This window comes from Aliiruegeria haliotis, assembly GCF_003003255.1.
GTDB classification, from domain to species: domain Bacteria; phylum Pseudomonadota; class Alphaproteobacteria; order Rhodobacterales; family Rhodobacteraceae; genus Tropicimonas; species Tropicimonas haliotis.
The window spans coordinates 322,518-335,549 of the sequence record NZ_PVTD01000002.1; the positions used below are offsets into that span (position 1 = coordinate 322,518).

At 64.0% G+C, this 13,032-nt stretch carries 10 protein-coding genes; 2 read left to right on the forward strand and 8 right to left on the reverse strand.

The window, feature by feature from the left end; genetic code table 11:
• Window positions 1-373: 373 nt before the first annotated feature.
• The 5 genes from ppc to CLV78_RS06945 all read right to left on the reverse strand — a co-directional run bounded on the left by ppc (window position 374) and on the right by CLV78_RS06945 (window position 6,979).
• Window positions 374-3,085 carry a phosphoenolpyruvate carboxylase gene (gene ppc / locus CLV78_RS06925; RefSeq protein WP_106204057.1) on the reverse strand — a complete coding sequence of 904 codons (2,712 nt, stop codon included), beginning with the start codon at window positions 3,083-3,085 and terminating at the stop codon, window positions 374-376.
• A 220-nt stretch (window positions 3,086-3,305) separates the two neighbouring features.
• Window positions 3,306-3,917 (reverse strand): inner membrane-spanning protein YciB, encoded by a 612-nt coding sequence (locus CLV78_RS06930; protein ID WP_106204058.1) that lies wholly within the window; start codon window positions 3,915-3,917, stop codon window positions 3,306-3,308.
• Window positions 3,918-3,969: 52 nt separating this feature from the next.
• Window positions 3,970-4,872, reverse strand: a complete 903-nt coding sequence (locus CLV78_RS06935) for a DMT family transporter (protein ID WP_106204059.1) — start codon at window positions 4,870-4,872, stop codon at window positions 3,970-3,972.
• 78 nt (window positions 4,873-4,950) lie between these two features.
• Entirely contained in the window at window positions 4,951-6,240 is a 1,290-nt protein-coding gene (gene ftsY, locus CLV78_RS06940; protein ID WP_106204060.1) for a signal recognition particle-docking protein FtsY, read from the reverse strand.
• A 76-nt stretch (window positions 6,241-6,316) separates the two neighbouring features.
• On the reverse strand, window positions 6,317-6,979 hold the full coding sequence (locus CLV78_RS06945; RefSeq protein WP_106204061.1) for a lysoplasmalogenase: 663 nt from the start codon (window positions 6,977-6,979) through the stop codon (window positions 6,317-6,319).
• A 208-nt stretch (window positions 6,980-7,187) separates the two neighbouring features.
• Between CLV78_RS06945 and CLV78_RS06950 the strand changes: the two genes are divergently transcribed.
• Window positions 7,188-7,589 (forward strand): hypothetical protein, encoded by a 402-nt coding sequence (locus CLV78_RS06950; RefSeq protein ID WP_106204062.1) that lies wholly within the window; start codon window positions 7,188-7,190, stop codon window positions 7,587-7,589.
• Between the two features lie 523 nt (window positions 7,590-8,112).
• Here the strand turns inward: CLV78_RS06950 and CLV78_RS06955 are convergent.
• The 3 genes from CLV78_RS06955 to CLV78_RS06965 all read right to left on the reverse strand — a co-directional run bounded on the left by CLV78_RS06955 (window position 8,113) and on the right by CLV78_RS06965 (window position 11,287).
• Window positions 8,113-9,375, reverse strand: a complete 1,263-nt coding sequence (locus CLV78_RS06955) for an ABC transporter permease (RefSeq protein ID WP_106204063.1) — start codon at window positions 9,373-9,375, stop codon at window positions 8,113-8,115.
• Window positions 9,372-10,178, reverse strand: coding sequence for a taurine ABC transporter ATP-binding protein (locus tag CLV78_RS06960; RefSeq protein ID WP_106204064.1), 807 nt, complete (start codon window positions 10,176-10,178; stop codon window positions 9,372-9,374). Before CLV78_RS06960 ends, CLV78_RS06955 begins: the two co-directional genes overlap by 4 nt.
• Window positions 10,179-10,285: 107 nt before the next feature.
• Window positions 10,286-11,287, reverse strand: a complete 1,002-nt coding sequence (locus tag CLV78_RS06965) for a taurine ABC transporter substrate-binding protein (protein ID WP_106204065.1) — start codon at window positions 11,285-11,287, stop codon at window positions 10,286-10,288.
• Between the two features lie 254 nt (window positions 11,288-11,541).
• Between CLV78_RS06965 and CLV78_RS06970 the strand changes: the two genes are divergently transcribed.
• Window positions 11,542-12,921: an aminotransferase family protein gene (locus CLV78_RS06970; RefSeq protein ID WP_106204066.1), complete on the forward strand. Its 1,380-nt coding sequence runs from the start codon at window positions 11,542-11,544 to the stop codon at window positions 12,919-12,921.
• Window positions 12,922-13,032 lie beyond the last annotated feature (111 nt).

Genomic DNA, 13,032 nt, shown 5'->3' on the forward strand with positions numbered 1-13,032 from the left:
GGTGCCATACATGGGACATGGCCGCGTTGGTCATGTTTCCGAGTGGACCCGTCATGATATCGCAGGACATCGAGAGCTCAAACTCAGCGGAGATTGCCTCCGTACCGATGGACTTGCGGCGACTGGCTGCCCCGCGTCGTTCGCACTTGCCTTGTTCTGGGGCTTCCCGGTGTGGCGCAGGGTATTGGTCCGGGTTTTTCTGCGGCGCCCGTCGCAACAAGCCCTTTTCAGTAGCAAGTTGTTTCCCAAATGGTCGGCTGGTGATGTCTATTCCAACATCCCCAATGTCCTGAAGGCGTGCGGCGGCACGCCGGATATATGCTCCAGGCCGATCATGGTGGGGCGGGGAGAGTGGCCCCGCCCCATCGCTTTTCTAGCCGGTGTTGCGCAGCCCCGACGCCACGCCGTTGATCGACAGCAGCAATCCGCGTTGCAACCGTTCGGTGATTTCCTCGGAACGGGCCTTCTTGAGAAGGGCGACCTGGATATGGTTCAGCGGATCGAGATACGGCGTACGGTCCTCCAGATCCTCGCCCGGGCGCTGGCCGGTGATCGTTTCCAACGCCTGCACCGTGGCCTCCCATTCCTCCGAGATCCGACTGAAGATCCGATCACGAAGCTCTGTGTCCGGCACAAGATCGGCGTAGTGCGCCGCAATCGACAGATCGCTCTTCCGGATCATCGAGGCAACCTTGTCCACCAGCGAATGGAAGAAGGGCCATTCCCGGTAGAGAGCCACAAGAGCCTCCGGATCGCCGGCATCGCTCTCCAGCCATTGCCGGATCGCGGTGCCGAAACCGTACCAGCCGGGCAGCATCAGCCGGCATTGCGCCCAACTGAAGACCCAGGGAATTGCCCGCAACGACCGGATCTCCCGCGTGGCGGAGCGCGACGCGGGGCGCGACCCGATGTTGAGACCCGCGATTTCGCTGATGATCGTCGATTCCCAGAAGAACTCCTCGAACCCCTCGGTGTTGAAAACGAGGTCGCGATAGGCCTGGAACGCAAACTCCGAGAGGCTCTCCATGATCGCGGCCGCCTCATTGGTGGCAAGGTCTTCGCCCGGCATCAGCGAGGCTTCGATCGTTGCTGTCACAAGCGTCTCGAGGTGGGCATAGCCGCTCTCGGGATGGGAATAGCGAGAGGAGATCACCTCCCCCTGCTCTGTCAGCCGGATCTGGCCATCCACCGCGCCCGGCGGCTGGGCCACGATGGCTTCGCGGGCCGGTCCGCCGCCGCGACCGACAGAGCCGCCGCGGCCGTGGAACAGCCGCATTTTCAGCGACCGGGCCTTGAACAGCTTCACCAGTTCCCGTTCCGCCTTGTAGAGTTCCCAGCCGGAGGTGACGAAGCCGCCGTCCTTGTTGGAATCGCTGTAGCCCAGCATGATCTCTTGGGTGCCCGCCTGACTGTCGAGCACGCGGGCATACTCCGGCAGGTCCAGAAGATCGGAGACGATCTGCGGCCCCATGCGAAGGTCGGCGATGGTCTCGAACAGCGGCACGACCGAGATCGTGCAGGTGCCATCAGTTTGCATCAACCCGACCTGCTTGAGCAGCACGCAGACCTCCAGGACGTCGGAGACCGACTGCGCGTTGGAGATGATCGACGTGGTGATCGCCTTCGGCCCGAACCGGTCGATGATCTCCCGGGCCGCCCTGAAGATGCGCAACTCCTTCTCGACCGCCTCCGAGTAGGTCCAGAATGGCCGGATGAGCGATCGCGGGGAGTTCAGTTCCTCGCAGAGCAGCGCGATCCGCGCCGCTTCGTCCATCTCCTTGTAGCCGGTGCCGGGCGCGATGGCCTCGAACAGCTCCGCCAACGTGGCCTCGTGCACCATCGAGTTCTGTCGCAGATCGACACTTGAGAGATGGAAGCCGAAGCTGCGGATCTTGCCTCGCAGTTCCAGCAGTCGACCGTCGGCGATAATCGCAGCCTGGTTGGCGCGCAGCGAGGCATCGACGGCGTCGAGGACCTCCATCAGTTCCTCGGTGCCCTGGTAGGGTTCGGCCGGTTGCGCCGGGCGCGGTGGCGGGGCTTCGGGATCGATGTCCTTCAGCGTCGCGGCAAGGCGGGCAAAGACCCCGATCATGACCCGCTTGTAGGGTTCGTCGTCGCGGTGGGGGGAGGCATCGGGCGACGCCTCCGCGAGGCGCCGGACCTCGTCGCTGACCTTCACGACCCGGATCGACATCGAAAGCTCCCGGGTGAGGTGGTCGACCTCTTCGAGGTAGTGTGTGAGCGCGTGGCCGGCTTGCAGGCGGAACGCATTGCGGAGGACTTCGTCGGTGACGAAGGGATTGCCGTCCCGGTCGCCGCCAATCCAGGAGCCGATGCGCAGGAACGGCGGCGTCAGTTCGCCGGGCGGGATGTTGAGAGCATCATGGGTCGTTTCGAGGATCTTCGGGACCGCCTCGAAAAAGGTATGGTCGTAGTAGGCCAGACCGTTCTTGATCTCGTCATTGACGGTCAGCTTGCTCCGGCGCAGCAGGTGGGTTTGCCACAGGGTCGCGATCTCGCGTTCGATGGCGCTGTCGATCTTCGCGTGATCGAGCCCCACCGCGCGCGCCCGTGTCCGCTCGTCAAGCAGCCGGACGATGGAGAACTCGGAGCGCATCGTGCTCTGGCGACGGATCTCCGTCGGGTGGGCCGTCAGGATCGGACTGATCAGTGCTTCTCGGAAGAACTTGAGGATCTGCTCTTCGGTGTAGCCCGCGTCGCGCACCGCCTGGATCACCACATCCAGCTCCGACGCCGCGGTGCGTTCCGCCTCAAGCGTCCCCTGATCCTGCGCGATATTCAGCAGGTGGAGGAAGTAGGTAAAGGCGCGCAGAACCTGAAGCGTGCGCTCCTCCGGCAACCCAGCAATGGTTCGTTGCAGCTTCGCATAGGCATTCTCGTCCCCGGTACGGTGGTATTCGACCGATGCCAGGCGAATGTTCTCCACCGTGTCATAGGCGAGACCGCCTTCCTGAGCGTGAAGAACGCGGCCGAGGATCTTGCCGAGGAAGCGGATACCCTGATCGGACGGAGAAAGTTGCGGACCCTTGTCGTCGGTCGCGCTTGACGGAGAAGGATTGCTCACGGAAGAGGCTCCCTGATTGGCTTGGTCGGCCCTTCCATAATGCGGTTTTCAAAGGACTGATAGCGGTAAAGGTAGCATGGCCGGCAATCGGTCCGGTTGACTCGCAAGTGATGAAATCAGGTCGACAGGGCGACCTTGCATGACCGGTTTTGCGGCAGTCCCGGTCTGGTTTCATGCATCCCGAAGCGACACAGCACGCCGTCAACACGCTGCCGCGCCATCACTCCTCGGGTCTGGCGTCCTCCAGATCCATGTATTTCTGCAACGTGACGATCTGCGCCCAGAGATAGACGAAGAGCGCGATCGGGAAACCGAAAGTCTCGATCTTCACCCAGGCGTCGGTGGACATGGTGCGCCAGACAAACTCGTTGGCGACAGCCAGAACGCCAAAGCCGATTGCCAGCCGCCATGTCAGCTTCATCCAGCCTTCGTGCGCCATCGGCATCATGTCGCCCAGCACCCAGGCGAGGTAGCTGCGCCCCTGCGCCAACCCGATGAAGAGCAGGACAGCAAACAGGCCATAGACGATTGTCGTCTTCATCTTGAAGAAGGTCTCGTCGTTGAACCAGACCGTCAGCCCCCCAAAGACGATGACCAGAAAGGCCGTGACGGCCTGGATCCGGGACAGTTTTCCAGTGAGTTTCCACAGCACCGCCATCGAGGCGAGCAGAAGCGGCACGAAGGCACCAGCGGCAACGATGAAACCGCCATATTCCGTGCCAGCGATCGTGTAGGTCTCGTCGCGCATGTACATGTAGACGACGAAGAACGCGAGTGGAGGCCCAAGCTCGAGCACCTGTTTCAGCACCGGGTTGACGGTCCGTTCTTCCATGTATCGCGCCTCTGTTCTGGTCGGGTCTGGACACCGTGTTTTGGACGGCGTGTCAACCGCCGAGTTCAACGATCACGGCGCCGAGAGCAATTGTTGTCATCAGCGCCAGACGACGTGGCCCGACGGTTTCCTTCAGCACAAGCCACCCGATGAGGGCCGCGAAGACGGTGGATGTCTCTCGCAGAACGGCGGCCTCGCCGACCTTGTCGAGACGTGTGGCGAGCATCACCGAGCCGAAGCTACCCCAGGCCACGATGGCCCCGAAGAAGCCCATGCCGAGAAGCGGGCGCAATGGCGGGTGGCTTGCCATGTTGTGCCAGCGAAGTGCGGCGATGATCGGCATGTCTATGGCGGTGAGGAAGAAGAACCAGGCAAGGAAGGTGAACGGGTCAGGTGTGTAGCGGATGCCGAAGGCGTCGTAGGTGGTGTAGAGCGCGACCATGGCGCCGGTGAACAAGGCCAGCCAGAGGGCCGCGACAAGCGTATCGCGGTCGATCTCGATATGGATCAGGTTGTAGACAGCAAGGCCGAAGATCCCGGCCACAAGAGTCAGAACGCCAAGCCATTGTATCAGGCTGAACGTCTCTCCGAAGAGCAGGTAGGCGCCGATGACCGTGAAAAGCGGGCCCGAACCGCGCACGACCGGGTAGACGACGGTAAAGGCCCCGCGGGAGAAGGCGAGCGCCATGCCGATCTTGTAGGCGAAGTGGATCACCATGGCGCCGCCAAGGATCAACCATGCCTTGCCCTCGGGCCACGGCACCACGAACAGCGCGATTGGCGCGGAGAGAACGAATAGCCAGCTATCGATTGCTCCGCGCGACAGCCACGGATCATAGCGCCCCTTTTGCAGCGCACCGAAGACCGCGTGCAGGAAGGCCGCGCCAAGCGCCAGCAGTGTCGCCACCGTCGCACCGGCGTCAGTGCCCTCAAGGCTGGTGATCCATTCGGACATGTTGTGCGGCTACTCTCGGCTCGCCCCCGGGACATCCCCCGGATCGCCGGGGGACCTGCGGAACGTCACCGCCCCCTGTCAGGTGCTTGCGCCAGTGAGGGCCTGGGCAAAGTCTTCCGGGTCGAAGGCCTGAAGGTCGTCGATCTGTTCCCCGACGCCGATGGCATGGATGGGCAGGCCGAACCTGTCGGCAAGCGCGACGAGCACGCCGCCTTTCGCGGTTCCGTCGAGCTTGGTCATCACCAGCCCGGAGACGTCGGCGAGGTCGCGGAAGGTCTCCACCTGGGAGAGCGCGTTCTGCCCTGTGGTCGCGTCCAGCACCAGCAGCGTGTTGTGCGGCGCGTCCGGGTCCTTCTTGCGGATGACACGCACGATCTTGGCCAGTTCCTCCATGAGGTCGGCACGGTTCTGAAGCCGGCCAGCAGTGTCGATCATCAAAAGGTCGGCGCCGTCCTTTTGCGCCTGCTCCATCGCGTCGAAGGCGAGGCTGGCCGGGTCGGATCCTTCGGGCGCGGTCAGCACGGGCACGCCCGCGCGGTCGCCCCAGACCTGAAGCTGTTCGACGGCGGCGGCGCGGAAGGTGTCACCGGCGGCGATGACCACGGATTTTCCCGCGGCACGGAACTGGCTGGCCAGTTTGCCGATGGTCGTGGTCTTGCCCGAGCCGTTGACCCCGACCACGAGCACGACCTGCGGCTTTCGCGCATAGAGCGGCATCGGCTTGGCGACCGGTTCCATGATGCGGGCGATCTCGCCGGAGAGCAGCCGCTGGATTTCCTCGGTGGAGAGCTTCTTGCCGAAGCGCCCCTCGGCGAGGTTGGCGGAGACGCGCAAGGCCGTGTCCACGCCCATGTCGGAAGCGATCAGGAGTTCCTCAAGCTGTTCAAGCATATCGTCGTCGAGCGTGCGGCGAACGACAGTTTTGGGCTCGGAGCGCCCGAGGATGCGGCCAAGGAATCCCGGGCGGGCCGTCTCTTCCGGGGTGTCGGGCGTGGTCGGCTCGGGCACCGGCGCGGGGTCGACCGGTTGCGGGACCTCGATCGGCGCGGGCTCGGGCATCGGCTCTGGCGCCGCCGGTGTCTCCTCCGGCGTGGCGGGCGGCCGGGACGGTGTCGGGTCGACCGGGATCTCAACCTCCGGCACGCTGACCGGCATCGGCTCGGGCTCGGGCACTTCCTCGGGCGCGGGCGCCGTGGTCTCCGGCGCGGCGGGCGGGATCGGGGCGGGCTCTTTCTCGGGCTGGGGGTCCGGCGTGGACGGCTCCGCGACCTCTGCCTCGCCACCTTCCTGGACAATCGCATCGAGCCCCTCCTCGAGTTTCGAGGAGGATTTGAACAGCCGGTCCTTGAGTTTCTTGAGGAATGCCATCTTGGAACTTTCTCTGCCAGTCCCGCTCACCTAATCAACCGCGCCGGAATATGGAAGGGTTCGGGTGACGCGGGGTTCAGGGCGTGAAGCCTCGGAGCAGCAGGTATTGCGCCGCCCAGTAGCTGGACCAGATGACGAAAGGCGCAACGCGGCGCAGGGGATGGCGTTTCGGCAGCAGGAAGAGCTCGGCCGACAGAACCGCGTCGGACAGGATGAAGAGCGCCGCTCCCGCAAGCGCCGTCGCAGGAGCGATAGCGAGCGCCTGCGGTGGCGTGGCCAGCGCGGCGAGCCCCATGGTGAGGATGATCGCGAGGTAACCCATGACGGACCAGCGCAGGACACCGCTCGCCGGCCAGAGCAACCGCCCCATGGCGCCCCCGAAAGCGAGCAGGCCGAGTGCCGCGTTCATCCGCCAGCCAGTTTGCAGAACGCCCGGGTCGGCACCGCCCGTGGCCACGAACAGAACGATATAGGCTACATGGGCAAGCGCGAAGGCCATCAGGCCGGTCAGGAAGGCCGTTTCGCCGTCTCTGGAAAGCGCCAGATCGCCGGCCGCCCCAAGCGCAAGTGCCACCGCCAGCAATGGGGGCGCATCCAAAGCCAGCGCGGCAACGGCGAGCAGTGACGTGGACATCGTTTTGCTGACCGACTTGGGCAGGCTGGGTCCGCGGTAGCATTGCGCGACCAGGTAGTAGACCGCGTTGGCGGCAGCGAGGGCGATCAGGATCGGCGGGACCATGGCGTGAGCCTAGCCGGGACCGTTCCAGCCTGCCACCGCTGCCGTGGCGGCAGGCCCGGCGGTCCATAAGCCCCGCCGTCCGGGGAGCCAATTGGTGCCCGGCCTCCACCGCTCGGGGCGACACTCTCTGGCGGGGTTGTGACTGGCCGTTCGGGGGGCACTTGTGGCAGAGTGCGCGCGACCCACCTGTCGACAGGATGCCGGACCGATGATGCGCCTTTCCCCCCTCACCTTCCTGCTCACCTTGCTGCCATTGGCCGCGACCGCACAATCCCCGATGACTGGGGAGCAATTCGATGCCCACACCCTCGGACGGACGTTGTACTTCTTCTCTGACGGCGAAGCCTACGGGGTAGAGCGGTACCGGGAGGGACAACGGGTGACGTGGTCCTTCCTCGATGGTGAGTGCAAGGAGGGGCGCTGGTATCAGGACGGGCCCTTCATCTGTTTCGTCTATGACGGCGACGGAGCGCCACAATGCTGGACGTTCTATGCCCGCGGCGATGGGCTGAGGGCCTTGTTCGAGGATCAACCCGGGGCAACGGAGCTTTATGAAGCGGGTGAGGCGGAGGAACCGATGCTCTGCTACGGACCGGAGGTCGGAGTTTGAGGTCCGGCGCCGGCTGATCAACCCCTCGTTCGGCACCATGACCATTGCAAAGCCCGCTCGCAGCGCTGTGGCCCGTGGGGATCCCGAAAGATTGCGCAGAGACTTCCCTGCGCCTTCCCCGAGATGAGTGATCGAACCTGGGCATAGTTGGCCCCTGATCCCCAAAGCCGGTACACCTGCGAGTTGATGGTTGCGCCCATCCGCGCCGGCGGCCTCGCATTCCGGCAATCGAGGATTGAGGCACACCTTGCTGAAGGTGCACGAAGCCTTCCCTCAGGGATCTGGATGAAATCGCTTGCCCGTAGCTCTGCCCTGGCCTTTCGCAGAATGATCAGGTCGGGTTGACGGCTCGAGCCGCGACAATGCCCCTGCCAGAAATCGGGCCGGCTTGGTAGAGGGCGCTCAGTGCCTCGCTCAAAGGCATCCGGTCCCATTGCATGGTGAACGCAAGGAGACGGCCCCCGTGTACGGAGGCCGTGATGATGCAGACCGTGAGACAAGGTCCCTGCCCCGACCGCCGAGGTCAGGAACGACCTTTCCACGGAACCAGGATCCGCTCGGCCATGCGCATAAGGATGTCGATGCCATACCCGATGACACCGATCAGGATGATGCCCATGATCACGATGTCGGTGAGCTGGAACTTCGACGCCGCGATGATCATCATCCCCGCGCCCTTCTGCGCCGCCACAAGTTCGGCGGCGACAACGGTGCCCCAGCAGACGCCCATGGCTACCCGGGCGCCGGTGAAGATCTCCGGCAGCGAGTTCGGGACGATCACATGCCTGAGCACCTGTCGCTTGCTGGCACCCAGCGAATACGCGGCGTGCACCTTCGAGATGCTCACCCCGGACACACCGGCCCGCGCTGCAATGGTCATGATCCAAAGGGCCGCGAGGAACAGCAGCACGATCTTGCCAGTTTCCCATATGCCGAACCAGATGATCACCAGGGGGATCAGAGCCAGCGGCGGCACAGGCCGCATGAACTCGACGATCGGGTCGAACCAACCACGGAACCAGCCCGACAGACCCATCGCGTAGCCCAGCGGAATGCCCACCAGGGACCCCAGGACAAAGCCCGCGACCACCCGAAGCAGCGACCATCCGAGATGCTCCCACAGGGTGAAGTTTTGGTAGCCTTCGGTGGCGATCTCGAAAAACCGCTCCACCACCGCTTCCGGCGGCGGCATCCAGATGGGTTCCATTTGCAACCCCTTGGCGGGCGTGAAGTTGAGCGACCCCTTGGCCGTCATTTCCACCGCGCCATCCGCGACCCGCACCCGTTGACCCGGCGCAATGGGCTGCCCGTCGACCGCGGTCACCGCAGCGCCCTCACCGTCGTTTCGAACGGCCTTCACCAGCACCGAGCGCCAGGCCCCGACGGCGACAGAATCGTCCTGCGCGAAGCCATCGCCCGGGGGGACCTCAGCCGGCGCCGCCTTGGTTCCCACCTCGTGGACGACGACATGCACACGGGCGTCATCCGTCGCCCCGGAACCATCCGTGGCGGTGTAGGCAAAGCTCGTCTCCCCAAGAAAGGGACCGGGAACGTGGAACGGCACCCACTTGGACCCCGTGAAGGCCCCCCAGATCACGAAAATCACGACAACCGAGAAAAACGAGGCCCAGCGGTCTGGCCGGATCGCGCTCTCGTCGCCGAAGGTCACTGTCTTCAGGCTGGTGTAGTCATGTTCCTTCCGGCCGATGGAGTGGATGAACCGGACGACGAAATACAGGCCGACAAAAAGGCCGACATAGATCAGCAGAAGCACAAGGCCGGTCATGCCGCGCCCTCCGCCCGGCCCATGATCTCCTCTTCCATCTCCCAAATCATCGACAGGATTTCGTCGCGGGTCTCCCCGAAGGCCGGGACCTTCTTGACCTCGCGCAGATCGGCCCCCACCGCATTGTCGGCAAAGGGCAGGTTGTACTCCCGGTAGATCCGGCCCGGACGCGGCGCCATCACGATCAGCCTTTCGCCGAGCAGCAATGCCTCCTCCACCGAATGGGTAATCAGGATCACCGTCTTTCCGGTCTCCTTCCAGAGCTTCAGCACCAGCCCCTGCATCTTCTCCCGGGTGAGCGCGTCGAGCGCACCCAACGGCTCATCCATCAGGATAACGTCAGGATCATTGGCCAGGCATCGCGCCAGCGCCACACGCTGCTGCATGCCCCCTGACAATTCGTAGACCGCCTTCTCCTTGAAGTCCTGAAGTCCGACCGTCTCCAGGAGATGATCGACGATTTCCGTGCGCTCGGGTTTCGCCATTCCCTTCATGCGCGGACCGAAAGAGACGTTCTTTCGCACGCTCATCCACTCGAACAGGGCGCCTTTCTGGAACACCATGCCGCGCTCGGCATCTGGCCCCTGGACAACGTGGCCGTTCATCCGGACCTGCCCGCCAGTGGGCGCGAGGAACCCTGCAAGTATGTTCAGCAAAGTGGTCTTGCCGCAGCCCGAGGGGCCGAGGACCGACACGATCTCGCCGGTCTTGATCTCCAGCGACACGTCCTGCAGCGCCTGCACATGCGTTCCGTCTGGCAGGTCGAACCGCATGGAGATGTTCTCGATATGAAGGCCGTCCATGGGCTGGCGGTCTCCTCTCATGTGGGGAAAAACGGGGTGCGCGCAGGGCGCAATCGGTTGTGGGAGGGGGCAGCTCGCCGCCACCCCCCTCCGCGTCCTGTGGGAGCCTACATGCTGCTGGCAGCAGTCAGCGGACCGGTGTTCACCGAATCCTCGTAGGTGTCGAGGGCGGCCGGGATGGACCCGGCATCCTTGAACACCTTGGCCACGCCAAGCATGAACTCGGCCGCGCCGCCTCCGAGCCACTTCTCGCCCAATTGCTCCTCGACAGAGGGGAACGTGAAGGTCGCAATGGTTTCCCGGGTGGCATCAAGGTCCATGCCTGCATCCTTTGCGATCACTTCCAGCATCGCGTCAGTGTTCTCACCGGAGTTCCACATCGCGTTGGCTTTTGCCGTCACCGCAAGGAATTTGGAGAGGAGTTCGGCTTCTTCGGCCGCGAAGCTTGCCGGCACGGAGGTGACATCAAAGACGAGGATGCCCAGCTCTTCCTTCTCGGCGCCGGTCAAAAGGACGTTTCCATGTTCCTGCATGCGCCGCAGCGCCCCGCCCCAGCCACAGACCATGTCCAGGTTGCCCTGGGCGAAGGCCGCCGCGCCATCGGCCGGTGCCATGTCAACGATCTCCATCGTCGAGACGTCGACCCCGAAATGGCTCATCTGGCTGAGGAATCCGTAGTGGGCGGCGGTCCCGATCGGCACGCCGACCTTCTTTCCCTCCAGCTCGCCAGCCGATTCCTTGTCGATTTCAAGCGCCTCGGCGACGACGCAATTGTCGTTCTCCGAGTAGCTCACGGCCACGTCGACGATCTGCAGGTCCTGTCCCGCCGAAGCCGCGACGACGAACGGGGGCACACCCTGGCTCACGGAAATCTGGACGTCTCCGGAGGCCATGGCCGCCGACATCGCGGTCCCGGCGTCAAAGGAAACCCAGTTCACCTCCATGCCGAGAGCCTCGTCGTACATCCCCGTCGCCTTCGCGTACTGGAACGGCATCGGCCATTCGAGGAAATACGCAACGGTCAGGCTGTCCGCTGCCAACGCGGCCTGCGAACCAGTGAGCAGCGCCACACCGGCCGCCGCTCCGAGAAGTCTGTTCTTGATGGTCATGCGTTTCACTCTCCTGTTGATTGGCAGACCTGCGGGCGCGCCCCGTCTGGTGAAGCCCACCCTGCGGCGGACCTGTCTGCGTAGGAAAAAGCTTACGCCAGAACCGGAGTCTGGCAACACGGCCATCTTTCTGGACCGATCCCAACATTGAATCTGGACCTATATCCAGCACCCTTTCCATGCAGTTTGAGAAGCAAGCTGCCGGTCGACGGAGTCCCCGGCTCGCGCCCCCTGCACTTTCAAGGAGTTCCGAGATGAATGTCTCCCTGACCGCCAATGATATCAGCCGCGTTGTCGAGGCCGACCGCGCCCATATCTGGCACCACCTCCTTCAGCACAAGCCACTGGAAACCAACGACCCTCGTATCATGGTCGAAGGCAAGGGCATGCGGTTGTGGGACGCCACCGGGCGCGAACACCTAGACGCGGTTTCGGGCGGCGTGTGGACGGTGAATGTCGGCTACGGCCGCGAATCCATCGCCGATGCGGTACGCGACCAACTGGTGAAACTGAACTACTTCGCCCAGTCGGCAGGCTCCATTCCAGGCTCGATGTTTGCCGAGGCCCTGATCGCCAAGATGCCGGGGCTGAGCCGGGTGTACTACGTGAACTCCGGCACGGAGGCCAACGAGAAGGCCTTCAAGATGGTCCGCCAGATCGCGCACAAGCGCCATGGCGGACGGAAGCACAAGATCCTCTACCGCGAGCGCGACTACCACGGCTCCTCCATCACCGCGATCTCCGCCGGTGGCCAGCCCGAGCGGAACCTGCAATACGGCCCCTACACGCCGGGCTTCGTCGAAGTGCCCCATTGCCTGGAGTACCGCGCCCAGTGGGACGTGGAGAACTATGGCGAGCGCGCCGCCGACGCGATCGAGGAAGTCATCCTCCGGGAAGGCCCCGACACAGTGGGCGCGCTCTGCCTGGAACCGGTGACAGCTGGCGGCGGTGTCATCACGCCCCCGGAGGGCTACTGGCAGCGGGTGCGGGAGATCTGTGACAAGTACGAGATCCTGCTTCACATTGACGAGGTCGTCTGCGGCGTTGGCCGCACCGGCACCTGGTTCGGCTACCAGCAATACGGCATCGAACCGGACTTCGTGACCATGGCGAAAGGCGTGGCCTCCGGCTATGCGGCCATCGCCTGCATGGTCACCAACGAGAAGGTCTTCGCGTTGTTCAAGGACGACGCGGAGGATCCGCTCAATTACTTCCGCGACATCTCCACATTCGGTGGCTGCACCGCCGGCCCGGCCGCCGCGCTGGAGAACATGCGCATCATCGAGAACGAGGACCTGCTCGCCAACACCACGGCGATGGGCGAGCGGATGCTGGGGAACCTGCAATCCCTGATGGAGAAGCACAAGGTCATCGGCGACGTGCGCGGCAAGGGGCTGTTTCTCGGGGCGGAACTTGTTGCCGATCGTGCCACCAAGGAACCGGTTGCCGAGAAACTCGCCCAGGCAGTGGTCGCGGAATGCGGCGCGCAGGGGGTCATCATCGGCGTCACCAACCGCTCACTCCCGGGGTTCAACAACACGCTGTGCTTCTCGCCGGCGCTGATTGCCACGCCCGACGACATCGACCAGATCACCGAGGCCGTCGACGTCGCCCTGGGGCGCGTGTTCAGCTAGGGCGCCGCAAAAGAAGACCGGGCGCTCCCGCCGGTTTCCACTCGCAGCAAGCTGCTCGGGAAACGGTTGGGGGTGGCCGCGCCTCCGGCGCGGCAGGGGAACTGACCGCCA